We start from the raw sequence: 25814 nt of genomic DNA, 5'->3' as shown, positions 1-25814 counted from the left end.
TCCCCCATACCATATTGACTCACGTATTTATTGATGATAAACAGACTTTGCGCCAATGCGAGTGGTGCGTTGTTTTTAGGCATTTTTTCTCACTTTTGCGAGGCTTTACTAAACCTAGTCACTTAATTTGAAAGGGCTTTCCAATATGTCTAAGAAAATTCAACTCACTGTTGAGATTGATGTCGATGATAGTTTTGACGTGAGCAGCTTAAACAACGATGTTGGAACAGATGTTTTGAAAGCAATTAAGCCACATATCCCCATCAAATCAGCCGGCGATCTCCGAGTTTCTGGGGTGAGTGACCTGAAGGCTATGCAGCCGATGTGGGCAAAAACTACTTGCGATGTCTTCGGGAAATAATTTGGCGTCCTCACCACATAGGCGACGGGAGACTCAAAATGATAAAAGAGCTGGGTGCAACTAGATCTAGTCCTGTCCGCCTTGGTGATCATCGAACCCTAAGGCTTCGAGATGGCAATATCGCGTTACTCTCTACTCTGCATACAGGTTGGGCAATTCTTTCCGAAATGGATTTTTCTGTTCTTCCAACATGGCTTGAAACTTATGGCCACCTTGATACTTTATCGGCTACTGAACAAGAGACCCTGAGCGTATTGCAAAATGCAGGGCTCGTTGATTCGCTGAAATCAAAAAAAGTATTTTCTCCGCAACCACATGACAAAAAAACGACGACGGTTTTGGTGAAAGTTACGGGTAGTTGTAATCTTCGATGCTCTTATTGTTATGACTACGAGTCGACAAGGTTTCACCAAAAAATATCTTTAGATCGTACTAAAAGTGTACTGTCCTCAATCCTGGAAAACCAGGACGCTCTTAATATCGCCTTTCATGGCGGTGAGCCACTACTCAGACCCGATTTCATTCGAGACATTATTTCATTTCTGGAAGCTGAGTATAAGGATGAAAAGTCACTAAGGTATTCACTCCAAACAAACGGTGCTCTGCTGTCGGCTGACATAGTGCGTTTTTTAAAGGAAAAGAAATTTAACGTCGGGATTTCTGTTGACGGATTTAGTAGGCGAAGCAACCAACATCGTATGATGTCAAATGGAAAATCTTCATTCGATATTTTTCAGCGATTAATCGCCGATTTTGGGGACTTTATAAAAAGTGATTGTGGCATTCTTTCAGTTATCTCTCGAAGCTCAATAAATGAAATCCCAGAATTTTGCATTTGGTTGCAAGAATTGGGAATCTCTGGGTATTCGATGGCTTTCATGGATGCAACGGGGCGAGGACATAACCTAAAACACGAAATCCCAACGCCAATAGAAGCTGTAAATTTACTTTCCTCCATAGTAAGACTCATTCGAAGTGGAGAACTCTCTTCTCTGAACGTATCCTTAGTAACCAGTGCAATCGATAATTTATTTAACTTTCAGCCGCGTGATTTTTGTAACCGAGGTCCTTGCGCAGCTGCAAATGAGTTTGTGGTTTTAGATGCCGAAGGAGCCTTACGCTCATGCGACATTATTTATCATCCAATCTTTAAGATTGGGGACATCAGTTCTCTTCCAAAGGAAGATTCGGTGTTTGCGTCCCGCTCCTGGGTAAGCGATAGGCACATTTGGTTACGTGATCAGGGAAATGAATGTTCTACATGCTCATTGTTCGGTTTATGCGGAGGGACGTGTGCGGGCAAAGCAATCTCGTCAACGGGAGAAGTCAATTCGATTGATGCTGTGACCTGCGCCGTTTCAAAGTATCTATATAGAGAAATTCTCGAAGAAATTTCAGAGCGTGGAGTAGAAGGGGCACCACTTGTTTTATATTATCTTAGACATAGGCCACGTACCACGAATAGCACACTAGGGGTTAATCTAGGAGCCAACTTATGAAACGTGAGTCGATGTTTGATAAGCTTCGGCGACAAAAAGATAAACCAGCCCAAATTGAATTATTGCGAGAATTGTGGGACATTAATTCCCCCATGGTACTGAAGGCCAATGATAATTATCAAAATACCTGTCGTAGGCTAGGAATTGAAGCCATAGAATCGAAATTATTCATAGCGGGATATTTAGATAGCTGCTATGAAAACGCGATACTTGCCGCAGAAGCGGCCGAGATTACTCCGCATACCGTTTTAGATGGGGGAGATCGATGCCTCTATATTTGCTGGCACTTCAGAGATTATCCCGCCATTCGAAAAGAGCTTTTTAAGATAAAACCTCTAATTTTAATTGCTCAAGATGCCGATTGGTTAGTAGAACTAACCAATGCGGGATTTACGTTTAATTTTAGAACGGCTAAAAATTTTCTAAGACTAATTCGCTCGATGAAATCAGGACGTCCTCTGGTAGCGATGTTCGATTACTGTTACGAAGAAACTCGTCATATTTCCATCGATTTTTTGTCGTACAACGCCCGAACGCCGGTAGGTATCTTGCATCTTGCCAAACGATATGGCTATCGCATACAGATACTTGGAACTCAGTCCGGAGAGATAGGTACATTAAAACGAATCTCATGCATTGAAGATGTCGAGGTTATTGCGAAAGAAATAAATAAATTTCTTACTGCAGAAATTATGGCTGCCCCGACACATTGGATTATGTGGCCAGCGTTAGATCAACGTATCTAAATCGTACGTTTGAATGTCGGGGGGGGATTACATCGGTTCTCACGCCGCCAGCATAAAGGCGGCAATGGAGCGCAAGCGGGTAACATTGATAGATGTGGGATGAGCTATTCGCCTCCGTGCGCGCATCTACTCCCGCGATCTGTTCAATAAATATGCTGCGATTAAGTAGACTTTAAATATAAGGAGGCGTTTCGCATGAAGAGTATATAAACCATTATGTCGTCACCCCTCATCTGTGCGCGTAGAAGTTGATTCGAATCGTTGATTAAATGCCCTCATCATCTCCATGACCCGTTGTGTTTCGGAGGGCGAGGTCAGGTACTCATCACATGTTGTGCAAAAGTCTGCCGTCACACCAGGGAATATTGTTGTGTTTCCCTTATTTGAATACGGAACATCGCGCGTGTCGTTTATTAATTCGCCCTTACCACAAGTCGGACATTTCATTTTTCTGCTCCTTGAAACACGCGTTCATAGTTGCCTTGTAGGTCGACGAGCTGTAGGGCTTTGACCAAAAGGAAATTTTTAGAAACTCGATACGTACAAGTCTCATCAAGTCGAAAGACTTGCCGAAGGGAGTTTCTCTTCAATCGGTATAGTCAGGTTGTGCGATTCGAGGGTAATACTTTGAGCAGTACCGACGTTTTCTCGTCGTCACGTGTACTGCCGAAGATTGCGGAAATGAGCTCATATCGCGGATCGTTCAATCGTCTATATTCTACGAAGTTGACCGATAATCCGTATGCATTCAGATCTTGCTCTACGTCTATAAGATCGTCTTCCCTTAGGCAATGAATTTGTAGCGTCGAGAACCATTCAGCATAAAAAAGAAGAAGCTTGCCTAGAAATAGATTCGTAGACCAAGGCCATTTATCGGCCACTATCTTTTCATAAGTCAGTATATAACAGCCCAAATTGCCCTGAGCTTGGGCTAATCTCAAACAGAAGAGGGCCGTATTGATGCCGGCCATCGTTGTTTGATAATTCCTTAATAACGACAAGAGAGACTCTTTATAACGGCAAGCACTAGATTCCGATCTATCCGGGAATTTAGGTATTACCACGCCCATATTTTCCACGGCCGAGCGCCATGTCCACATGACATTCACGCTGGCCACGCCGGGCTCAGATAACTTCCATAATGGCATCGCAAGAAGACGGTCGGCTTCATTCGTATGTTTTGCCAATCGTCTCATCCAGTCCCGAGCCTTTGGTTCGTTGCGTTTTAATGCCCCGATTAGGTCATAGGAACCCTTCCTCAATCGTTCCCACCAGCGGGTACGTTCGTCGGGAAGGAAAGACTCGCCCGTAAGTATCTGTTCAATCTCGTAAGGCGTACCAGCGTTCAAGGCCCTTGCAGCGATATCAAAAACTTCTTCAGCCAGAAGGCGCCTCAAGTTCTTCCTGGGTGCCGATGAGCTTTGTATCCCATATATGTGACCGTTTGAAGGGCGGGAAAGCTCAACATAGCAGTCAGCTTGGGTGTCCCATTGGATCGGTGAAAACGCGTACATCAATCTTCTCAATTTGTCTAGGTCGGATTTATGCCAGCTAATAGCCATAGGCGGATGATGCAATTTAGCGCATTGTCGGTGCCTTGCGTTGCTTAGCGTGCTTTCGTGCCATTTACCATGACCAATACTGATAAGCCTCAAAGCAGTGATCCCGAAGCGTTCTTGTTAGAACGTTACGGCCCGCTGCTTCACGGTAGGAACCTTTGGCTCACATTGGGATATGTCTCCGCGCAATCTTTTCGTAAGGCAGTCAGAAACGGAACCGTTCCGGTTAGGATCTTTGCGATTGAAAATCGTCGAGGCCGGTTTGCCAAAACACACGAAGTGGCGAAATGGCTGACTAATCTGAGCGCCGGCGCGGCGGCACCACAGCCAATCGCCAGCATGTTCATTGATAAACCTATGGGAAAGGAGGAATAAAAGAGGAAGACGACGGAAAGCGGCGTAGAAAAAAGCACGGGGTCCGACAATCCGTCGGAGCGGACTGGGACCCCTTGATGTGCCACAAGCGTAGCGCCTGTGTCCATATCTTGTGCCAGCAAGCCCGGATTGTCAACGTCCGGGTGCGGGATTCTCATTATCCGAATCTTTTGCGCTACGTCATTTCATGTTTGCAACCAAGAGCCCTGCGCCTGCAGGGCAGCTATCTTAGGAACTGAAATGGCTCAAATTTTCTGCCAATCCAAGGCGTATCGCGACATCAACTTGTTCACATTCACCGAATTATCTGAAGATCAAGCTTTGGAGAAATTCATTGAATATCGATGGGGCGGACGCAATTCAATAATCTGCCCGTTCTGCAATGAGCGCGGGCAGCATTATTACCGAAAGCACCGGCGTCAATGGCGTTGCAAGAAGTGCGACGCCATCTTCAGCGTTACAACGGGGACTATTCTTGATCGTCGGCGGCTACCTCTCAGAACATTACTTGTTGCGATGTTTATTTTTGTTGCGTCGCCTAAGTCAGAAGCGGCCAACAAGTCACACGCCATGCTGGGCGTGACCTTGCGTACGATATTCATCTTGCATGGAAAGCTGCGCGAATCACTCTACGAGCAACGCGATATAACACCTCTCCGCGGCATTGTTCACATTGATGGCGGTCACTTTTGCGGCAAGCCCCGCAGGCCGAATGTGCGGAAGCGAATCACATCTGCAATAGTGAACTCAAGGCTTAGAAATCGAAAGGCCGGCATTATTCCGCCTCGACGAGGCGATTCAATTGAGCCCTGGAATGCGGAAAAGCTCAAGAACAGGCGAGTCGTGGTGGTGATGCGCGAAGTGTCACCAATGAGAGGCGTCGGGGCTACGAAGACTCGTATTGTGATCGTGGAGTCTGAATCATCACAACATGTGCTCGGGCCAATAAGAACATATGTTGACAAAGACGCATTTGTCCTAATGACGGATTTCAGCTCTGCCTATACCAAGCTTGGTAAGTGGTTCAACCACAAGGCCGTTAACCACTCAGAAGAATATTCAAGAGATGAGGTAAACCAAAATCAAGCTGAGTCTTTCATGTCGCGTATGAGGCGTTCTGAATTTGGGGTCCTGCACGGTATGCGGCCGAAGTATTGCGCGCTATATGCGAATGAGTTCGCTTGGCGGGAAGATATGCGGTTTTCAACTTTGAACCAGAAATTTCAGGCCCTTTTGAAAGCGGTGTTCGGAAGCGGCCTGTCAAAGGTTTGGAGAGGGTACAACCAAGGGCATCGATTGGCGGGCGAGTACGACGGCATGCCTAATTATCCAGAGCGTCTGTAATTAGGAGCCAGCGGGTCACTCGGCTACCCTTTTCGCAGGGGGCCCGCTCAATTTCGTTGTCTTTCGCCAAATTTTTCAGCCGGTTATGAACTGACTCTCGAAATCGTCTATAGGTTATTTCTGAGGCTATAGGATCCTCAGTGCTTTTTTTCGGTACAGCTCCGCATTCCATCAGCATCATTGCTAACGTGTCCGTTGAAAGCGGCTGCCCACCACTTTCGCGCAGAAATCGGAGAAGAGCGCGCGACACCTCTCCGTATGCAAGGATCCTTTTTTCTATCGGCGCAACGGAAGGAATGCACTCGACATCAACCTGAATGTCATGCATCCCTAACGCGCGATCGATTGCAATCAAATCGGCTTGCCAGTTGGCGCGGTCGCTTTCCAGCTTTTCTAAGCGTTCAATAGCTTTGGATGCTTTCTGAATTTTCCCATTCAGCCTAGCCCGCTTTTTGATCAGCCATACTAATGAGGGTGGAGTACGTATGCTCATCTCCCAAGTACATCAGAATCCTCGGGTAGACTCAAGGGCATCAGGGGCAAAATGGCGCCGCAAAACAAAAAGCCCGGTCACCAGGACCGGGCTTTTCATTTGAATCTTTGGGGTGGCTGATGGGACTCGAACCCACGACGACAGGAATCACAATCCTGGACTCTACCAACTGAGCTACAGCCACCGTCGACTGTCAGACAGACTTGCGTCCGTCATCAAGTAAGCAAAAGATTATACAAACACTTGCGAGGAATGGCAACATAATTTCGATGCAAAAAGGAAAGTTCGCCGAACATTCCCGTTTTCCCTTCAGGCGCTGCCTTGTGGCTGCAGCGCCTGTACCGGTGGCGCCAGCTGCAGAAGGCTGCGGAAGGCGTTATCCAGCGTGGACTGGCTGGCCGTGGTGAAGCCGGCCAGCGAGCCGGTGGCGGCCTGCGCCAGCAATCCTTGTGTTTCCAGCAGGCGTGCCAGGTGCCGCGTGACGGCCTGGCCGGTATCGATGATGTCCGGCACTTCGCCCGCCAGACGCCTGCATACGCTCTCGATGGCCGGCCGCACGAAGGGGTAGTGGGTGCAGCCCAGTACCAGGGTATCGGCACCCTGGTCCAACAACGGCTGCAGGTAGCGCTCCAGCAATTGCACCGTGGCCGGCGAGTACAGTTCGCCTTTTTCGATCAGGTCCACCAGGCCGACGCAGGCCTGCGGCAGGAAGCGCACCCGGTACTGCTCCTCCATCTGCTGCTGCAGCAAGGCAAAGCGTTTGCTGGCCAGCGTGCTGCGGGTCGCCAATACGCCCACGGTGCCGCTGCGGGTCTCTTGGGCGGCCGGCTTCAGGCCGGGTTCGATGCCGACCACCACCAGCCGCGGCCATTGTGCGCGAATGGCCTGGATCGCAGCGGCGGTGGCGGTATTGCAGGCCACCACCAGCGCCTTGACCTGCTGGCCGACAAAGAACGCGGCAATGGACAGCGACCGTTCCACGATCTGGACCTCACTCTTGTCGCCGTAGGGGGCGTAGCCGGAGTCGGCGAAGTAGAGCAGCTTTTCGCGGGGCAGGGCGGCCCGGATGTGACGCAGCACCGACAAGCCGCCGACGCCCGAATCGAAAATGCCGACCGCGGCATCGGCTGCGGTCGGCATCGGGGTCGGGCTGGCAGATTGTCCTGCAGAAGGCGCGGCGGCTTGCTTGACTGCTTCATTCATGGTGCTGCGCGCGCTCCTGCGGATCGTCTGGCGTGGCTCAGGCGGTGGTGACGGGGATCTTGGACAGGGAGACGCTCTGGGCGATCTTTTCCTTCCACTCGGCCGGCCCGGTGTTGTGCACCGAGATACCGTTGGCGTCGACGGCCACCGTCACCGGCATGTCCTTGACGTCGAACTCGTAGATGGCTTCCATGCCCAGGTCGGCAAAGCCCAGTACCTTGGCCGACTTGATCGCCTTGGACACCAGGTAGGCCGAACCACCCACGGCCATCAGGTAGGCCGACTTGTGCTTCTTGATCGCCTCGATGGCAGCCGGGCCGCGCTCGGACTTGCCGATCATGGAGATCAGTCCGGTCTGTTCCAGCATCATGTCGGTGAACTTGTCCATGCGGGTGGCGGTGGTCGGACCCGCCGGGCCCACCACTTCGTCGCGTACCGGATCGACCGGGCCGACGTAGTAGATCACGCGGTTGGTGAAGTCCACCGGCAGCTTCTCGCCCTTGGCCAGCATGTCCTGGATGCGCTTGTGGGCAGCATCGCGGCCGGTCAGCATCTTGCCGTTCAACAGCAGGGTCTGGCCCGGTTTCCAGGAGGCGACTTCTTCCTTGGTCAGGGTATCCAGGTTGACGCGCTTGGATTTCTCGGTGTCGGCCACCCAGTGCACTTCGGGCCAGTCCGACAGCGACGGCGGTTCCATGTAGGCCGGGCCGGAGCCGTCCAGCACGAAGTGGCCGTGACGGGTCGCGGCACAGTTGGGGATCATCGCCACCGGCTTGGAGGCCGCGTGGGTCGGGTGCATCATGATCTTCACGTCCAGTACGGTGGTCAGGCCGCCCAGGCCCTGTGCGCCGATGCCCAGTGCGTTGACCTTCTCATAGAGCTCGATACGCAGCTCTTCGGTCTTGTTCTGCGGGCCGCGCTTCAGGAGTTCGTACATGTCGATGTCTTCCATCAGCACTTCCTTGGCCATCAGCATGGCCTTCTCGGCGGTACCGCCGATGCCGATGCCCAGCATGCCCGGCGGGCACCAGCCGGCGCCCATGGTCGGCACGGTCTTCAGGACCCAGTCCACCAGGTTGTCGGAAGGGTTCAGCATGACGAACTTGGTCTTGTTCTCGGAGCCACCGCCCTTGGCGGCGATCTGTACGTCAACCGTATTGCCCGGCACCAGTTCCATGTGGATCACGGCAGGCGTGTTGTCCTTGGTGTTCTTGCGTTCGAACTGCGGGTCGGCCACGATGGAGGCGCGCAGCACGTTGTCCGGGTGCGAGTAGCCGCGACGCACGCCTTCGTTGACGGCGTCGGCGATCGAGCCCGAGAAGCCCTCGAAGCGCACGCCCATGCCGATCTTCAGGAACACGTTGACGATGCCGGTGTCCTGGCAGATCGGACGCTTGCCCTCGGCGCACATGCGCGAGTTGGTCAGGATCTGCGCGATCGCATCCTTGGCCGCCGGGCTTTGCTCGGACTCATAGGCGCGGGCCAGGTGCTGGATATAGTCGGCCGGATGGTAGTAGCTGATGTACTGCAGCGCGGCGGCTACGGATTCGATGAGATCGTCTTGCTTGATGATGGTCATGGCTGGTTCTCTCAGGTTTGGTGATACGGGGTCAGTGCTTGTCGGACGGATCGTCGCCGTGCGCGCCGGGATGCACCATCAGCCGGTCGCAATAGGCGATGGCCATGGCCGACAGCAGGAAGGCGATATGGATGCCGGTCTGCGCGATGAGCGTCTTGGCGTCGTACAGATTGGCATTGATGAAGGTCTTCAACAGGTGGATCGAGGAAATGCCGATGATGGCTGTGGCCAGCTTGACCTTGAGCACCGAGGCATTCACGTGCGACAGCCATTCCGGCTGGTCGGGATGGCCTTCCAGGTTCATGCGCGAGACGAAGGTCTCGTAGCCGCCCACGATCACCATGATCAGCAGGTTGGAAATCATCACCACGTCGATCAGGGCCAGTACCACCAGCATGATGGTCTGTTCGTTGAGCTTGTCGGGGCGGGTGGCGCCGGGGATGGCCACCGCATCGAGGATATGGTCCAGCGAGCTGGCACTGCCCATGGCCGCGCCGATCAGGTCCGACAGTTCGACCCAGAAGTGATAGACGTAGACGCATTGCGCCAGGATCAGGCCCAGGTACAGCGGCAGCTGCAGCCAGCGGCTCATGAAAATCAGGTTGGGCAGGATGCCGATCTTGCGGGGAATCTTGGGTGACGGGCTGGTCATGTTCTCTGGAGTACGCTGGATTTCTGGCGAGTGGGTGCGGTATCCGATTGTGTCGCCGGGCGAAAGCGGCCTGGCCTCGGATTTGGGGCCGTATTCTACACGCCCTTGGGCACAATCCGGCGGGATCGCTTCATCCTGCCCTGGATCAAATGTGAGCAATCAGGTGCCTGCGGGAAACACCGGCCTGTGCCAAAATGCACAAATGTTGTTCTGAACATAAGGGCAATATGAAGGTCTTCGTCAGTGGAGGCCAGTGCCGACATGCCTCGTCATCCTTCGCGCAAGCCGCCGCATGGCCCGCCGGGCCGGAGTGCAGGCGGGTTTGCGCGCGGTGACGGCGCAGCATGTGTAAGGACTGAGTAAGTGAAACGGCCTATGTTTTGCGGAAAGCAAAAACAAACCTAGTGGAGACTACCGTGGCAGACATCGAAACTTTCAAGCAAGAAAACCGCGTATTCGCGCCGCCGGCCGAGCTGGTCAAGCACGCCGCCATTTCCGGTATGGAGGCCTACCAGGCCCTGAACGCCGAATTCGCCAAGGATTACGAAGGCACCTGGGCCAGGCTGGCCAAGGACAACCTCAAGTGGCACAAGCCCTTCACCCAGACCCTGGATGAATCGAACGCACCGTTCTACAAATGGTTCGCCGATGGCCAGGTCAACGTCTCGTACAACTGCCTGGACGTGAACCTGGAGAACGGCAATGCCGACAAGACTGCCGTCATCTTCGAGTCCGACGATGGCAAGGTCACCCGCGTGTCCTACCGCGAGCTGCACCAGAAGGTCTGCCAGTTCGCCAATGGCCTGAAATCGCTGGGCATCAAGAAGGGTGACCGCGTGGTCATCTACATGCCGATGTCGGTGGAAGGCGTGGCCGCCATGCAGGCCTGCGCCCGCATCGGTGCCACCCACTCGGTGGTGTTCGGCGGCTTCTCCGCCAAGTCCCTGCACGAACGCGTGATCGATGCCGGCGCCGTGGCCGTGCTGACCGCCGACTACCAGGTCCGCGGCGGCAAGCAGCTGGCCTTGAAGTCCATCGTCGATGAAGCTCTGGCCATGGGCGGCTGCGATACCCTCAAGCACGTGGTCGTCTACAAGCGTGCCGGTGCCGAGATCAACTGGGTCGAGGGTCGTGACCTCTGGCTCTCCGACGTGCTGGCCAACCAGTCCGATGTCTGCGAGCCGGAATGGGTGGATGCCGAGCACCCCCTGTTCATCCTCTACACCTCCGGTTCCACCGGCAAGCCCAAGGGCGTGCAGCATGCTTCGGCTGGCTACCTGCTGTGGGCCGTGCTGACCATGAAGTGGACCTTCGACATCAAGCCCGACGATGTCTACTGGTGTACCGCCGACATTGGGTGGATCACCGGCCACACCTATATCGCCTATGGCCCGCTGGCCGTGGGCGCGACCCAGATCGTCTTCGAGGGCGTGCCGACCTATCCCAACGCCGGACGCTTCTGGGACATGGTGGCGCGCCACAAGGCCACTATCTTCTACACCGCACCGACCGCCATCCGCTCGCTGATCAAGGCCGCCGATGCCGACGAGAAGGTCCATCCCAAGCAGTACGACCTGTCGTCCCTGCGCATCCTGGGCTCGGTGGGTGAGCCCATCAACCCGGAAGCCTGGATGTGGTACTACAGGAACGTCGGCCACGAAAAATGCCCCATCGTCGACACCTTCTGGCAGACCGAGACCGGTGGTCACATGATCTCGCCCCTGCCGGGTGCGACCCCGCAGGTCCCGGGTTCGTGCACGCTGCCGCTGCCTGGCATCACCGCCGCCATCGTCGATGAAACCGGGGTGGACATCCCCAACGGCAACGGCGGCATCCTGGTCGTCAAGCGTCCTTGGCCCTCGATGATCCGTACCATCTGGAACGATCCCGAGCGCTTCAAGAAGAGCTATTTCCCTGAAGAACTGGGTGGCAACATCTACCTCGCCGGCGATGGCGCGGTGCGTAACAAGGACACCGGCTACTTCACCATCACCGGCCGCATCGACGACGTGCTGAACGTCTCCGGTCACCGCATGGGCACCATGGAAATCGAATCGGCGCTGGTGGCCAACAGCATCGTGGCCGAGGCCGCCGTGGTGGGCAAGCCGGACGAAACCACCGGCGAATCGATCTGCGCCTTCGTGGTCCTGAAGCGCCCGCGTCCCACCGGTGAGGAGGCCAAGCAGATCGCCAAGGAACTGCGTGACTGGGTCGCCAAGGAAATCGGCCCGATCGCCAAGCCCAAGGAAATCCGTTTCGGCGACAACCTGCCCAAGACCCGCTCCGGCAAGATCATGCGCCGCCTGCTGCGCGTGCTGGCCAAGGGCGAAGCGATCACGCAGGACGTCTCCACACTGGAAAACCCGGCCATCCTGGATCAGTTGAAGGAAGCGCAGTAAGCGACAACGGCACAAACGGGCGTCCCGAACGGTCGCCTGCAAGCCGGCAGGGCAGGGCGAGAAGGATTCGGCCCATACCTGCCGGCTTTTTCATGGTCTTTTTGGAAAAATGTTTAGAAAAGACTTGGCTTCTTTGGGAAGCTTGCTATAATGCATGGCTTCGCTGAATGCGAACACAAATCCAGGAGAGGTGGATGAGTGGTTTAAGTCGCACGCCTGGAAAGCGTGTATAGGTTCATAGCCTATCGGGGGTTCGAATCCCCCCCTCTCCGCCAGAACAAAACGCCTAACTTATTGAGTTTCAATAGTTAGGCGTTTTTTTTTGCGCCCCTTAAATGGGCCTGAATAGGATGCGGTTGGCAACCAAATGACAACAAAAATGCCAGCTTTAAAACCAATATTCAAGATTCAAAATCCGCCAGTCTATTCCTCGGACGGAATGAAAAATATGGGCGGCCACTCTCTTTTGCATGGTCAAGTTCTTTCCGCTGAGACATCCTGCAACGGATTGCTTCGGAATCTTTTGCTTAACTGACAAGATTACAGCCTTTCCTCAGCTTTGTGATTAATTTGCAATTAATTCACATCAGTAACGCTTGGACTGTTGTGTGAGCACAGAATCCTCGAAAGCTGACACGGCGGTCGGGAAAATTGATCTTGATCGCAAGGCCTGCCGCCGTTGTAGCTCCGTGCGAGTTTTGCAATACAAATTAGGGTGGATTGCCTGCCGGCGCGTCGACAAGAGGGGGCTCTTTCGTCGTCGTGCCCAGCGCAATCCAACGCACGAACCCAAACTCCATATCGCCAATACATTTTCATCTAGGGGAAAACATGTTTTCGTCACTCACGGTCGCCAGAAAGTTGGGCCTTTCATTTCTGGCGCTGGTCTTAGTCTCGCTGATTGGCAGTAGCGTGTCCTTGTTCAATTTTTCCAGGCTTGAAGAAGCCAGTGCAATGAACGTCCATACCTATGAAGTGATGGGTGCGGCCGACGATATGCTGCTCAACATGGTCAATATCGAAACTGGCATTCGAGGCTATGTTGCCTCGGGCAATGAAGCATTTCTCGATCCATATAAGAGTGGACGCAAGAATTTTCGCACGGCCTTCGATAAGGCAAAGTCGCTCACGGCCGACAACCCCGCCCAGCAGAAACGCCTGGTCGAAATGCTTGATCTGACGGACAAGATCGAGGAAGTCGACCAGATGCTGATGAGGCTGAGAAAACAGGCCAATGCCAGCGCCTCCAACCAGGAACTGCAGACTTATTTCGGTGCCACCCACGACAAGATTTTTATGGATCGCTTCCGTGCCGTGCAGCAAGAATTCGTGCAGGCCGAGGAATCGCTGCTGTCGGCTCGGAGCGAACAGGTCCATACCTTGAGCAAGTCAACGTTGTGGACCCTTATCGGTGCTGGTTCCTTAACCATCCTGTTGGCCATCGTCGCTGGTTTTACCATCACCCGTAGCATCCTTCATGCTCTGGGCGGCGAACCCGCTCAGGCAGCCTCGGTGGCGCAGTCCATCGCAGCTGGAGATCTGACGGTCGCCGTGGCGCTCAATCCGAACGACCGCACTAGCCTGATGGCATCGCTGGCCAGTATGAAAGATCAATTGACCAATATCGTGCGCGGCATCCAGGCTTCTGGTGAGTCAATCACAGTGGCGGCCGGGGAGATCGCTACCGGCAATACCGACTTGTCCCAACGTACTGAAGAACAGGCGGCTTCGCTCGAGGAGACAGCCTCGAGCATGGAGCAATTGACCTCTACCGTACGCCAGAACTCTGATAATGCCAAGCAGGCCAATGTTCTCGCTGAGAATGCGTCGAGCCTAGCGGTCAAGGGTGGCGAGGTGGTCAGTCGCGTTGTTGACACCATGAACGAGATTTCGGATAGCTCCAGTAAGGTATCCGACATCATTACAGTGATTGAAGGGATTGCTTTCCAGACAAACATTCTTGCGCTCAATGCGGCAGTCGAAGCCGCCCGCGCAGGAGAGCAGGGGCGTGGTTTCGCAGTAGTTGCCAGCGAAGTGCGCTCTCTGGCGCAACGTAGTGCTGCAGCGGCCAAGGACGTTAAGGACTTGATTACGTTATCGGCCGAACGGGTTGGACGCGGTACGCAATTAGTGGACGAGGCCGGGGAGACCATCGGCGAAGTGGTGCAGGCTGTGCGAAACGTGACTGACATTATGAACGAGATCAGCGCCGCGTCTTCGGAACAGACCGCCGGCATCGAACAGGTCAACCAGGCGCTGGTCCAGATGGATCAGGTCACCCAGCAAAATGCGGCACTGGTGGAGCAGGCCGCGGCCGCAGCGCAAGCGATGTCGGAACAGGCGGTTGAGTTGCGCGCGGCAGCCGGGGTATTCAAGGTGAGTGGTGCGACCCTAGCTCCCAGAGTGCCCGCACCTGCTCGTGCCGTACCACGGCCATCCCAGCCGAAACAGCCCGTAATACGCCGAGCTTCCCCTGTGCCGCTGCCCAAGCAGGGCGATGCGCCCAAGGAGAGTGTTTCTTCGTCCAGTCACAAGAAGGCGGATGAGGACTGGGAAACTTTTTGAAAGTTGATGGGATTAGACGCAAAAACGGCACCCCTCGGGTGCCGTTTTTGATCTTCTCTTACTGAGCGACTGAATATCTGAACAGCTTTCGATCCTGCTTCAGGTTGAGCCTCCTTGATCCATCTTCCGTAAACTCGAGCGATCACAGTCCAGTCTGAATGCCCCATTTGTTGAGCGACCCACACCGGTGATTTATCAATTGCCGCACGCGTGAGAGTCAGCTCAGTTAAAAAATGAATGCCACTTATGACTGATAGCTTGCGAGCCGCATGGAACGGTGGTCGTTCTGATGTTCGCTCTACTAGCATTTCGCTCTTAAGCTCCTTATTCGAGAATCTTTGCTCGCGAGATTTGACCGCCGGAACTCCGCCAAGTAGTGAGTTTAGGCATGAAATGTCGAGTCTGAGAGCGATTTCCTTGATCGGGGCGACGTCTCAAATGTCGCTGCGTCGAGACAATTCCAAGCAGGGCCACGTCGATCACTCCGTAATCCCGCTCGCTGCCGTGAGCAGGACTCTGCTCTAGCTTTGGATGCAGGTTCCTACGGACGATGTCATTCGTAGTGCTTTGAATCGGTTACTCTGACATGTAATAAGTCTCGCCGGTAAGCACCGGGGCTTTTTCCTGTCCATTTACGGAAGGCTCTGTGGAACGCACTGGCTTCGGTAAAGCCAAGATGAACAGCTATTGCGGCTACGCTCAGTTCATTTCGTCCGAGCAGTGTCTGGGCAACGCCACTACGTATCTCATCCTTGAGTGATGCATAGCTCTGTCCTTCATCACGTAGGCGGCGTCGCAGGGTTGCAGGCGATACACCGAGCCGTTCGGCAATTGCTTCGAAGTCCATCCAATCGGTCGGAGGAGATTCCTTCAGATAGGTTCGCAGCTTGGTCACCCACCCGGTGTCGTGGCGGTAACGTACCAGCAGGTTGGCTGGTACGTCACGCAGGAAGGGCTTCAAGGCGATGTCGGAGCGTATTACCGGAAGGTCGATATAGATGGCATCGAAGCTCAGGGAGCAGCGCGATTTGTTGAAGTTGACGGGCACCCCGAAGAATTCCAGGTAATCAGGCCTTCCTTCGGGAATCGAGCAAGAAAAATCGATGCACTGCAAGGGAATGCGCCGGCCCACGAGCCAGCAGGCCAGTCCGAGCAGCAGTAGCAGAAAGGTCCGGTAGGCGAAGGCGGGATAGGGCGATCTGTTCTTGATCAGGATGATGTGCGCCTTGCCGCCTTCGATGCGCAGTTCTCCATAGGGCTCATCAAGCACGATGCGCAGGAAACGCAATGCCCGGCGCAAGGCCTGCCCCAGCGACTGCGAATGCAGCACGGCATGGCACAGCAAGGTGAAACTTCCCTGGCGCATGGGACGGGCCGACAGGCCAAAGAATTCATCGTCCGTGGTGCGTGCGATGGCCAGCCACAACGCCCCATATTGCTCTGCTGTGACGGGCCCTAGCTCATCCTCATTCCTGACCAGTCCGGCTTCCTTAAGCACCTGCGCAGTGTCGTATCCCTGCCTGACCAGACAGTCCAAGGCATCTTCAACAAAAGCAAAAGGGATCGAAGGTGTGTCGCCGGCTTTTTTCAACATGGTAAATCCGATCAATGAATCAGTAGGTATTTGTCATTGCTCGCAATGTTTTGCCCGCCTAGTATCTATTGCCATACACAGCGAAGTCGCAAGTGTAAGCGCAAAAAAATACAAAGTGGAGACGAGACCATGAAGCCGGACTATGTAGACGTCTATACAGCATTTCGCGGCGAAGCGTTGCGAAAGCAGTTCCAAGGAGACTTCGAGACGGGCATCAACGCCTGCGTCGAGTGCTGTGATCGGCATATCGAGGGAGAAAATATCGCCCTGGATTTTGTCTCCCTACATGGAGAGCATCAACAATACAGTTTTGCGCAGGTCCGTTCGATGGCAGCACGGGTGGCAAATCTGCTCAAGCAGCAAGGCATACAGCCGGGCCAGATCGTGGCTGGAATGCTGCCGCGCACGCCGGAGCTATTGGCCACGGTGCTCGGTACGCTACGCGCCGGTGCGGTCTATCAGCCTCTGTTTACAGCCTTCGGGCCCAAGGCGATAGAACATCGGCTGGCGTTGAGCGGCGCCAGCCTGATCGTCACCAATGTGGCCAACCGGACCAAGCTCGATGAGATCACCAATTGTCCACAAGTCTGCACCGTCAGGGAGAGCGGCGACCCCTTGCGCGCGGGTGATATCGATTTTCGTGCGACCGTGGACGCGCAATCTGATGACTTCACCCCGGTAATGCGCAGGGGGGCCGACTTGATGCTCATGATGTCCACCTCCGGCACCACAGGCGCGGCCAAGGGGGTGCCGGTGCCTCTATCGGCCCTGCAGGCATTCTCGGTCTACATGCGCGAGGCGGTCGGCTTGCTGCCGCAGGACAGATTCTGGAACATGGCCGATCCGGGTTGGGCCTATGGTCTCTATTACGCCATCATCGGACCCTTGGCCATCGGTCAGGGCATTACCTTCAACGAAGCGGCATTCACCGTCCAGGGAACCTACGAGATCATCCGCCGCCTGGGTATCACCAGCCTGGCCGGCGCCCCCACCGCCTATCGCATGATGATGGCCGCCGGGGAGGAAGCTGCCTCCAGCGTCAAGGGCAGGCTGCGCGCCGTCAGCAGTGCCGGCGAACCATTGAATGCAGAGGTGGTGCGCTGGTTCGCCGGCGCCCTGAATGTCCCCATTCATGACCATTACGGACAGACCGAACTGGGCATGGTAGTCAACAACCATCATGGCTTGCAGCACGAGGTCGTGCCTGGGTCGGCCGGCTTTGCCATGCCAGGCTATCGTGTGGTGGTGCTTGACGACAATCGGCAGGAACTCGGTGCGAACCAGCCCGGCGAACTGGCCATCGACATTGCGCAATCGCCGCTGTTCTGGTTTTCTGGCTACTGGAAGCAGGAGACGCCCGCCATCGCTGGTGGCTATTACTCTACCGGCGACAACGTCGAGCTGGAGAAAAACGGCAGCATCAGCTTCATCGGTCGTTCCGACGACGTGATTACCTCGGCCGGCTACCGGATCGGGCCATTCGATGTCGAAAGCGCGCTGCTGGAACATCCTGCGGTGGCCGATGTGGCCGTCATCGGCCTGCCCGACCCGGAGCGTACCGAAATCGTCAAGGCCTTCGTGGTCCTTTCGGACGGGTTCAAGGCCAGTGACGAGTTGGCGGAACAATTGGCGCAACACGTCAAACGGCGCCTTTCCGCCCATGCCTATCCACGAGCCATCGAATTTCTCGATGCGCTTCCCAAGACGCCCAGCGGCAAGCTGCAGCGTTTCGTGTTACGCAAGATGGAAGCAGACCGGCGTGCTGCCCCCTCTGAAACGCGGTGATCGCGTTCGATGCAATCCAGAATAACCGAGGAGAAACAATGGCCGTCAAACATGGTGTCTATGTCGTCACCGGCGCCGCTTCCGGGCTGGGCGCTGCCACTGCTGCGCAGCTCATCAGGGCCGGCGCGGAGGTGGTGCTGGCCGATGTCAACCCGGTGGCCGGTGAAAAGATGCAGGCCACACTGGGCGCCAATGCCAGATTTGTGCTGACTGACGTCACCAGCGAGGCCAGCGCGCAGGAGGTCTTTACGGTCGCCAGCGCCATGGGGCCGCTAGTCGGCCTGGTCAACTGCGCTGGGATTGCGCCGGGCGAGAAACTGCTGGGCAAGAACGGCGTGCATCGATTGGACAGCTTCATGCGTGCCCTAAACATCAATCTGGTGGGCTCGTTCAACATGGCGCGGCTGGCGGCGCAGCACATCAGCACCAGCCAGGCCGACGCAGAGGGCGAGCGTGGCGTCATCATCAATACGGCCTCAATTGCGGCTTTTGAGGGGCAGATGGGGCAGGTGGCCTATGCCGCCTCCAAGGGCGGGGTGGTGTCGATGACCTTGCCGATGGCACGCGAGCTGGCGCGGCATGGCATACGCGTCATGACGATCGCACCCGGCATCATTGAAACGCCCATGATGGAGGGGATGCCGGAGGAGGTCCGGGAATCCCTGAGCCGCAACGTACCTTTCCCGCCTCGGCTCGGTAAGCCGTCGGAATTCGCTGGCCTGGTTATGTACATCCTGGAAAACCGCTACCTGAATGGCGAGGTCATTCGTATGGATGGTGCGCTTCGCATGAGCGCCGAGTAGCGCCATTTGGCGGGATACGTCAGCAAGCGAGATGAAGAAATATGAATGAAGCTGCAAAAGGAAAAAACATGTCCGCAGACCCGGTTGTGATTGTGTCGGCCGCCCGTACGGTGATGGGCAGTTTCCAGGGCGCACTGGCCGATCTGTCGGCGCCACACCTGGGGGCGTTGGCAATGTCGGCTGCTTTGCAACGTGCCCGGTTATCTGCGAAGCAGATCGAACAGATCGAACAGATATGGATGGGCTGTGTGCTGCAGGCAGGTCTGGGTCAGTCCCCTGCACGCCAGGCCGCCTTGCGCGCCGGTTTGCCGCAGACGGTAGCCTGCGCTACCTTGAACAAGGTCTGCGGCTCGGCCATGCAGGCCGTCATGCTGGGCCATGACAGCATAATGGCCGGTTCCGCGTCGATGGTGATAGCAGGCGGCATGGAGTCGATGTCCAATGCCCCGTATCTGCTGCCCAAGGCGAGGAGGGGGTACCGGCTGGGGCACGACAGATTGCTGGATCACATGTTCCTCGATGGACTGGAAGACGCCTATTCGGACCAGTATCGCGGCCGCCTGATGGGAACTTTCGCCGAAGATTGCGCCGGCGAGTTCGGTTTCACTCGCGACCAGCAGGATGCCTACGCGGTCCAGTCCACCTTGCGTGCACGCCAGGCGATCACCAGCGGCGGTTTCGACTGGGAAGTGGTTGCTGTCGAAGTGGCGGGAAAGAAGGGCAGCGTCGTGATCCGTCAGGATGAGGGGCCGATGGCGGTAGACCTCGAGCGCATTGCTACGCTCAAACCAGCCTTCCGTAGTGATGGCACTGTCACTGCGGCCAATTCTTCTTCCATCTCTGACGGCGCGGCGGCCCTGGTGCTGATGCGCGAATCGGAGGCGTTGAAGCAGGGCTTGGTGCCCTTGGCCAAGATACTTGGTCATGCTTCGTATGCCGGCACGCCGGAGAAATTCCCCACCGCACCCATCGGCGTGTTACGCAAGATATTCGCCAAGACCGGATTGAATGCCGCCAGCACCGATTTGTTTGAAATCAACGAGGCGTTTGCGGTGGTGCCCATGGCGGCCAGCCGGGAACTGGACATCGACATGGAGAAGATCAATGTCCATGGCGGTGCCTGTGCGCTAGGACATCCTATCGGCGCCTCCGGGGCGCGCATCATCGTGAGCTTGTTGGGAGCCCTCAAGGCGCGCGGGCTGAAGACGGGTATCGCCAGTCTGTGCATCGGTGGTGGCGAAGCGACTGCCATCGCTCTGGAGATGGCGTGACGGTCGACCACCGCCTGGATGGAGAAAGAGATGGACATGTTGCTGAGCCCTGAGCACGAGATGATTCGTGATGCCATGCGTCACTTCGCACAAGAACGCCTGTTACCATTTGCCGCTGACTGGGACAGACATCACACCTTTCCTGCCGAGGCCTTGAGGGAACTGGCCGAGTTGGGCGCGATGGGGATGTGTGTGCCGGAGCAATGGGGTGGTGCCGGGTTGGATTACATGAGTCTGGTGCTGGCCCTGGAAGAGATTGCCGCCGGCGACGGTGCCACCTCCACCATCGTGTCGGTCCAGAATTCCTTGGCCTGTGGCATCACCGAGAAATACGGTAGCCCGGCCCAGAAGGAGCAGTGGCTCAAGCCGCTGGCACGCGGCGAGATGTTGGGTTGCTTTTGCCTGACCGAGCCACACACCGGCTCGGATGCGGCAGCCATCAGGACCAGAGCCGAGCGCGATGGGGACTATTTCATTCTGAACGGGGTAAAGCAATTCATCACCAGTGGCAAGCACGCCGCGGTTGCCATCGTATTTGCTGTCACCGACAGGTCCGCAGGGAAGAAAGGCATTTCCTGCTTTCTGGTACCGTGTGACACGGCGGGCTTCGTAGTCGGACGTAGTGAAGAAAAGATGGGGCAACATGCTTCGGATACGGTCCAGATCATGCTCGATCACTGCCGCGTTCCGGCCACCGCCTTGCTTGGCAAGGAAGGGGATGGCTATCGCATCGCCTTGTCCAATCTCGAAGCGGGCCGGATCGGCATCGCAGCGCAGAGCGTGGGCATGGCGCGTGCGGCCTTCGAGGCCGCCGTCAGCTATGCCCGGCAGAGGGAATCGTTCGGGGTACCCATCATCGACCACCAGGCCGTCAATTTCCGCCTGGCCGACATGAACACCTTGCTGGATGCGGCCAGGCTCATGGTGTGGCGGGCTGCCCAGCTGAAGGATCAGGGGCGTCCTTGTCTCAAGGAGGCATCCATGGCCAAGATGTTCGCTTCCGAGGCAGCCGAGAAAATTGCCTCCGATGCGATCCAGATCCATGGTGGCGTCGGCTATACCAGCGACTTTCCTGTCGAGCGCATTTACCGTGATGTGCGCATCTGTCAGATCTATGAGGGGGCCAACGATATCCAGCGTCTGGTCATCGGTCGGGCCATTGCCAGCGATCAGGCGCTTTCGTGAACATGGCGTAGGTCGAACGCAACAATAAAGGCTGCCAATCGGCAGCCTTTATTGTTGGAAGGAGCAGGGCCCTAGTGCGACAACAGACTCTGCGGAGTACAGCCGAAGGTTGCCCGAAATACCCGGCTGAAGTGGGACAAATCGGAGAACCCGGAGTCCAATGCCGCCGTGGTGACATTGCCGGCATTGCCTTCGGTCAGCGCACGATAACTGGCTTGCAGTCGCACCCTGCGCAGCACATCCATGGGAGTCTGGTTGTGCTGGGCAAAGGCGCGGGTCAGGGTTCGTTCGGACACGTGGTGAGCTGCGGCCAGGACGTGGAGATTGAGCTGCGGGTCAGTATAGTTCTCACGCAGATAGGCGAGAACGCGTTTGTAGAGGTCATTCTTTTCTGTCGCAGTTGTCCTGGATCCGGCTGCGGCCAGGCTCAAGGCGAGTACGTCCAGCAAGGCGGCGCTGTAGCGTACCGCCGACTCGGCATCGCTGAATTCGCAGGCGCCTGCCTCTTCCAGCATTGAGCGCAGCGCCATCACACCGGGCCGACGGACATCAATCAACTGCGCTGTCGTGTGTTCGGCCTCCGGGCAGCGGCTCAGCAGGGACTTGCGCGGCAAGCGCGTCAGATAGATTTTCTCGGGGCCCAGTGCGAACTCAAAAGGACGGGCGCCATCGTACAAGGCCATGTCGCCCGATTGCATGCGCGTCTGCCGGCCATCCTGTGCCAGGAAGGCTTCGCCGCTGACCATGAAGGCGAGCCACAGGTCGTCGTCGGGATTTGAACGAATATGGTGCGCATCACGTCGCCAATGGTGCAAAGGCGAGTTCATGATGGCCATGTCGAGCATTCCGATGGAATTCACGGACATGGCACCGTCGAAGACAGGTCCTCCCAACAGCTTGCTGTCCGCCCGAAGACAATGGCGACAAACGACATCATTCCAATACTCGAAGCGCCGTGGCGCTTCGACGACCTCAGTGGTGTATTGAGCCTTCATAAGGGGCACTCCTGATGTATCGAGTCGATGCAGACATGGTGACTGATTACCGGGCTGGCGGACGAGCTTGGCTGGCTGGTTTCGTGCAGCATTGTGGCTGCTGAAGGACCGATCCCCGGTAGCAAAGTATCCGCCAGATGAACGCGCCAGGGCAATAGAATTTCATGCATCGCTGCCAATGGCGCCACATGTTTTGTGCAAAATTTATGCCTGCCTTCGACTATCACGGCAGGGTGTCCTGATGGGGAGGTTTGATTGATCGATTGGGCCTACTCCAAGACGGTCGATGGTCTGCAAAGCGGCCAGCGGAAAGGATTTTCTGCACAGTGCAGCCAATGGAGGAAGACCGGGGAGGTATCGTTCCGGGCCCTGTCCAGGATGCGGTAAAGGGCGAAAAAAAACCACTGGGTCGATTACCCAGTGGTCACGCCGATGCGCTGTTGGCTGAGCGGCCAGGGAGTGTTTCTGCTCAGGAAGTCCGGGCGTCACGCAACATGCCCGTTTTCGGATGGCAGTTGATGTATTCCAGCCATTGCGTGGCGCCATCGGAGACCGACACTTCGTGATAAAGCCTGAGTTTTTTCAAGCCTGTGACGACCTTGAAGAAGGTGGTAAAGATGCGCAGGTGGGTGGGATGTGATTCGGCCCAGCGTTCCAGCAGATCCAGCGAACGCCAGTGGCCGATGTCGTAGGCGATATCGAGCAGGTTGCCATCCAGGTCCACGTTGCGCACGAAGCGATTGCTGTAACAGCCGATATCCTTTCCCTGGTCCCGCAGAAAGTCCATGCCATCCTGCAATGGTGGCAGCATCTCGTTGAAATAGAGCGCCCGCTCCTCTGCGTCGGCATCGACCCAGTCCTGGCCGGAGCGAATCAGTGCGATGTTGTCATGGCCCTTGAGCACCACCCGGCCGCCTTCTGCGGGGTCGCCGGAGATCACTTCCAGTTGGCCGGAAGGGCGCATCCGGTCCACTTGTGAAGCGGGGATGCGATCACGCATCGATCCCCAGTATCCGTGTTCTTCGATGTCATCGCTGATGCGGTCCATGACGGCGCCCACGCCTGGCAGATCTTCCTTGAAGGCATACAGGGTCTCGAACTGTTCGGCGCGCGGCGAGAACACTTCCTTGAAGTAGCCGATGCCGTCGGCGAGTCGGGCCTCGCTATCCCACCATCCGGCCACTTCGGGCGAACGCATCCAGCGGCAATAGCGGCCTGCATCACGCCAATAGCCGACGACGATGAAGTTGCCATATCCTTCATTGTCGAGGTGATAGCTCATGTCATGGTTGCCTGGACCATCGGGTAGACTGAAGCTGGCGACGATGTGGCGCATGGCCTGCAGCGCGTCCGCACGTTTTTCTTCCTTGAACTGGATGCCGAGGTAGGCCATCGTCACCTGGGTCAGGCTTTCGTCAGCGCGACCGACCCACATCGGGAAGGGGGGCTGGTAATCGTCGCCAACCCGGCGCGAAAGAGTACGAGGGCATTTGAGGTGCTGGTCGATTGCGGATTCCATGCGGAATCTCCTTCTTTGAAAATATCAGTGCAAAGTGCTGCTGGCCTGTTGCTCGAACGCGGCAGCACCGTGTAGTTGTGCCCAGGCCTCGGGGCCTGCTTCGATTTCGGCGGTGGTCAGCAAGCAGGCATCGAGCTCCTCGGACAGCAGGTCCCAATCAATGTCCTGGCCGATGAAGACCAGTTCCTGCCGGCAGTCGCCGACCAGCGCGTCCCACTTTTCCTGGATGCCTTGCCGACGATAGCTGTCCTGTGGCCATTGATCTTGCTCGATGAAACGCCACCAGCGCCCCACGAAGCCCCACTGGAACTGACCTCCGGTCTGCGCCAGCATGGTGATGTCCGGGTATCTGCTGGACATCCAGAGATAGCCCTTGCAGCGCAGCAGGCGGCCATTGCGCCAAGGACGTCCCAGCCAGTCCAGCAGGCGCCCCGGATGAAAGGGTAGTCTTGCGCGATAGACGCTGGAGGAAATGCCGTAGGTGTCGGCCTCCGACGGCGGGTGATCGCTCTCCATGGTCTGCATCCATCCTGGCATTCGGGCCAAGCTAGGCAGATCGAACAGTTTGGTATCGAGCACCTTGTCCAGATCGATCTGCCCATGCGCCATCGGCAGAATCCGTGCAGTCGGATTGAGCGTCTGCAGCACCGCCTTGAGCGCGGTGAAGGCGCTGGCATCGATCAGATCGACGCGGCTGATCAGGATCACGTTGGCATACTCGACCTGTTCGATGAGCAGGTCGGAAAGCCGACGAGTGCTGGCGCCATCGGCCTGCGTGACGGCGGCGTGTTCAGACAATTGCTGTTCGAACGTTTCGCCGTTGACCACCGTGACCATTGTGTCCAGTCGCGCCAGTTCGCTCAGGCTGAAGCCGTCGCTGTCGAGAAAGGCAAAGGTCTCCGCCACCGGAATAGGCTCGGAAATGCCGGTCGATTCGATCAGCAGATAATCGAAGCGGCCCGACCTTGCCAGCGCGCTGACCTGCTCGAGCAGGTCGGCGCGCAAGGTACAACAGATGCAGCCATTGCTCATCTCCACCAGCTCGTCGTTGCCACGGTACAGTTCGGTGTTACGCCTTACATCGTCGCCATCCAAGTTGACTTCGCTCATGTCGTTGACGATCACCGCCACTTTCATTCCAGCGCGGTTGCGCAGGATATGGTTGAGCAAGGTGGTCTTGCCAGATCCGAGAAACCCCGATAACACCGTCACCGGGATTCTCTGCGCCTGAGCATTCAACGATACCTCGGGCGCCGGTTTGTTCATGCGCGTCCACCCTGTTGCGGTACTTTGTCCAGATAAGCTTCGAACAGGTCGACCACCACGAAACCATCATCGCAGGCATCGCCCCACACATCACGGTTCCTGAACTGAACGTGATAAGTCGGCTGCATCACGGCAGTCTTGTCACCGTGACCGATGGTATCCGGGAAGGGCCACTGTTCGGTAGTGCGATGGAGCACCACGCCTTCCTTACCACGGACATAGCCAGGGCAGCGGATGTGGCCGGTGACACGTTCGTCGCGCACCAGTACGCGGTCGCCGACTTCGAAGGGGGGGCGGCCGGTGATGGCGGGCCGGCCTTTGGACTGCGCAGGGCTGGCCAGCTTGAAGTGGGAGCCCAGCGCCTCGTCGAGTTCCTGCTGGGTGAGCACACCTTGCTCGACCAGCAGCGATGCGGTGGCAATGACATAGCGTTCGTAGTACTGGGTGTTGGCGTGCTGGCGGAATTCGATGCGTTCCACCGCGTGACGCACTTCGTCCACGCTGTAGAGCTTCATGTGATCGGCACCCAGGAACATCAGGGTATAGGCCAGGTGTTCCCAGTCTTGCTTGAAGACCTTCTTGTAATCGAGGCTGTTGATGGTATGCGGAATCCGGCCGAAG

General features: G+C 56.2%; 22 protein-coding genes and 2 tRNA genes. 12 read left to right on the top strand and 12 right to left on the bottom strand.

Annotated elements, in window-relative coordinates; all coding sequences use genetic code 11:
• The first annotated feature begins 145 nt into the window (after window positions 1–145).
• From VE092_RS01295 to VE092_RS01285, 3 genes are read left to right on the top strand one after another with little or no spacing between them, the layout of a single operon-like run.
• Window positions 146–361, top strand: a complete 216-nt coding sequence (locus VE092_RS01295) for a hypothetical protein (RefSeq protein ID WP_324873040.1) — start codon at window positions 146–148, stop codon at window positions 359–361.
• Between the two features lie 38 nt (window positions 362–399).
• Window positions 400–1860: a radical SAM/SPASM domain-containing protein gene (locus VE092_RS01290; RefSeq protein WP_324873038.1), complete on the top strand. Its 1461-nt coding sequence runs from the start codon at window positions 400–402 to the stop codon at window positions 1858–1860.
• Window positions 1857–2606: a hypothetical protein gene (locus VE092_RS01285; protein ID WP_324873035.1), complete on the top strand. Its 750-nt coding sequence runs from the start codon at window positions 1857–1859 to the stop codon at window positions 2604–2606. The genes VE092_RS01290 and VE092_RS01285 overlap by 4 nt, the downstream gene beginning before the upstream one ends.
• A 222-nt stretch (window positions 2607–2828) precedes the next feature.
• On the opposite strand, the gene VE092_RS01280 is transcribed toward VE092_RS01285, so the two are convergent.
• Window positions 2829–3053, bottom strand: a complete 225-nt coding sequence (locus tag VE092_RS01280; RefSeq protein WP_324873033.1) for a type II toxin-antitoxin system MqsA family antitoxin — start codon at window positions 3051–3053, stop codon at window positions 2829–2831.
• A 152-nt stretch (window positions 3054–3205) separates the two neighbouring features.
• Window positions 3206–4003, bottom strand: a complete 798-nt coding sequence (locus tag VE092_RS01275) for a hypothetical protein (RefSeq protein ID WP_324873031.1) — start codon at window positions 4001–4003, stop codon at window positions 3206–3208.
• 234 nt (window positions 4004–4237) lie between these two features.
• Here VE092_RS01275 and VE092_RS01270 point away from each other — a divergent pair, with 234 nt between their 5' ends.
• Both VE092_RS01270 and VE092_RS01265 read left to right on the top strand, forming a co-directional pair.
• Window positions 4238–4540: a hypothetical protein gene (locus VE092_RS01270; RefSeq protein ID WP_324873029.1), complete on the top strand. Its 303-nt coding sequence runs from the start codon at window positions 4238–4240 to the stop codon at window positions 4538–4540.
• A 240-nt stretch (window positions 4541–4780) separates the two neighbouring features.
• On the top strand, window positions 4781–5884 hold the full coding sequence (locus VE092_RS01265) for an IS1595 family transposase (RefSeq protein WP_324873027.1): 1104 nt from the start codon (window positions 4781–4783) through the stop codon (window positions 5882–5884).
• On the opposite strand, the gene VE092_RS01260 is transcribed toward VE092_RS01265, so the two are convergent.
• From VE092_RS01260 to VE092_RS01240, 5 genes are all read right to left on the bottom strand, one after another.
• Window positions 5862–6377, bottom strand: coding sequence for a hypothetical protein (locus VE092_RS01260; RefSeq protein ID WP_309985270.1), 516 nt, complete (start codon window positions 6375–6377; stop codon window positions 5862–5864). The two genes, VE092_RS01265 and VE092_RS01260, sit on opposite strands and share 23 nt — an antisense overlap.
• A gap of 108 nt (window positions 6378–6485) precedes the next feature.
• Window positions 6486–6561 (bottom strand) — tRNA-His (locus tag VE092_RS01255).
• 125 nt (window positions 6562–6686) lie between these two features.
• Window positions 6687–7580: a glutamate racemase gene (gene murI, locus VE092_RS01250; protein WP_324873022.1), complete on the bottom strand. Its 894-nt coding sequence runs from the start codon at window positions 7578–7580 to the stop codon at window positions 6687–6689.
• A 37-nt stretch (window positions 7581–7617) separates the two neighbouring features.
• Window positions 7618–9159 carry a fumarate hydratase gene (locus tag VE092_RS01245; protein ID WP_324873020.1) on the bottom strand — a complete coding sequence of 514 codons (1542 nt, stop codon included), beginning with the start codon at window positions 9157–9159 and terminating at the stop codon, window positions 7618–7620.
• A 31-nt stretch (window positions 9160–9190) separates the two neighbouring features.
• Window positions 9191–9811 carry a YqhA family protein gene (locus VE092_RS01240; protein WP_324873018.1) on the bottom strand — a complete coding sequence of 207 codons (621 nt, stop codon included), beginning with the start codon at window positions 9809–9811 and terminating at the stop codon, window positions 9191–9193.
• Window positions 9812–10227: 416 nt separating this feature from the next.
• Between VE092_RS01240 and acs the strand changes: the two genes are divergently transcribed.
• The 3 genes from acs to VE092_RS01225 all read left to right on the top strand — a co-directional run bounded on the left by acs (window position 10228) and on the right by VE092_RS01225 (window position 14775).
• Complete coding sequence (acs, locus tag VE092_RS01235; RefSeq protein WP_324873016.1) at window positions 10228–12210, top strand: acetate--CoA ligase; 1983 nt, start codon at window positions 10228–10230, stop codon at window positions 12208–12210.
• Window positions 12211–12394: 184 nt separating this feature from the next.
• Window positions 12395–12485: transfer RNA gene (locus tag VE092_RS01230), tRNA-Ser, on the top strand.
• 556 nt (window positions 12486–13041) lie between these two features.
• Window positions 13042–14775, top strand: a complete 1734-nt coding sequence (locus tag VE092_RS01225; RefSeq protein WP_324873014.1) for a methyl-accepting chemotaxis protein — start codon at window positions 13042–13044, stop codon at window positions 14773–14775.
• A 553-nt stretch (window positions 14776–15328) separates the two neighbouring features.
• On the opposite strand, the gene VE092_RS01220 is transcribed toward VE092_RS01225, so the two are convergent.
• The gene (locus tag VE092_RS01220; RefSeq protein ID WP_324873012.1) at window positions 15329–16369 is read right to left on the bottom strand and encodes an AraC family transcriptional regulator; all 1041 of its coding nucleotides are present in this window, start codon (window positions 16367–16369) and stop codon (window positions 15329–15331) included.
• Between the two features lie 129 nt (window positions 16370–16498).
• Between VE092_RS01220 and VE092_RS01215 the strand changes: the two genes are divergently transcribed.
• From VE092_RS01215 to VE092_RS01200, 4 genes are all read left to right on the top strand, one after another.
• Window positions 16499–18154: an AMP-binding protein gene (locus VE092_RS01215; RefSeq protein WP_324873010.1), complete on the top strand. Its 1656-nt coding sequence runs from the start codon at window positions 16499–16501 to the stop codon at window positions 18152–18154.
• Between the two features lie 38 nt (window positions 18155–18192).
• Complete coding sequence (locus VE092_RS01210) at window positions 18193–18957, top strand: SDR family NAD(P)-dependent oxidoreductase (protein WP_324873008.1); 765 nt, start codon at window positions 18193–18195, stop codon at window positions 18955–18957.
• Between the two features lie 68 nt (window positions 18958–19025).
• Window positions 19026–20228, top strand: a complete 1203-nt coding sequence (locus tag VE092_RS01205) for an acetyl-CoA C-acyltransferase (protein WP_324873187.1) — start codon at window positions 19026–19028, stop codon at window positions 20226–20228.
• 36 nt (window positions 20229–20264) lie between these two features.
• Complete coding sequence (locus VE092_RS01200) at window positions 20265–21413, top strand: acyl-CoA dehydrogenase family protein (RefSeq protein ID WP_324873184.1); 1149 nt, start codon at window positions 20265–20267, stop codon at window positions 21411–21413.
• Between the two features lie 71 nt (window positions 21414–21484).
• Here VE092_RS01200 and VE092_RS01195 read toward each other — a convergent pair whose 3' ends face one another.
• From VE092_RS01195 to nthB, 4 genes are all read right to left on the bottom strand, one after another.
• Window positions 21485–22408 (bottom strand): helix-turn-helix domain-containing protein, encoded by a 924-nt coding sequence (locus VE092_RS01195; RefSeq protein ID WP_324873006.1) that lies wholly within the window; start codon window positions 22406–22408, stop codon window positions 21485–21487.
• Between the two features lie 469 nt (window positions 22409–22877).
• Entirely contained in the window at window positions 22878–23927 is a 1050-nt protein-coding gene (locus VE092_RS01190) for a phenylacetaldoxime dehydratase family protein (RefSeq protein ID WP_324873004.1), read from the bottom strand.
• Window positions 23928–23951: 24 nt separating this feature from the next.
• Window positions 23952–25193: a GTP-binding protein gene (locus VE092_RS01185; protein ID WP_324873002.1), complete on the bottom strand. Its 1242-nt coding sequence runs from the start codon at window positions 25191–25193 to the stop codon at window positions 23952–23954.
• Window positions 25190–25814, bottom strand: a 625-nt coding sequence (nthB, locus tag VE092_RS01180) for a nitrile hydratase subunit beta (protein ID WP_324873000.1), incomplete at its 5' end; no start/stop codon positions are given. The genes nthB and VE092_RS01185, both read right to left, overlap by 4 nt.

It is taken from the genome of Herbaspirillum sp. (genome assembly GCF_035644555.1).
In the GTDB taxonomy this organism is placed as follows: domain Bacteria; phylum Pseudomonadota; class Gammaproteobacteria; order Burkholderiales; family Burkholderiaceae_D; genus Herbaspirillum.
This window is presented reverse-complemented; position numbering and strand designations above follow the sequence as displayed.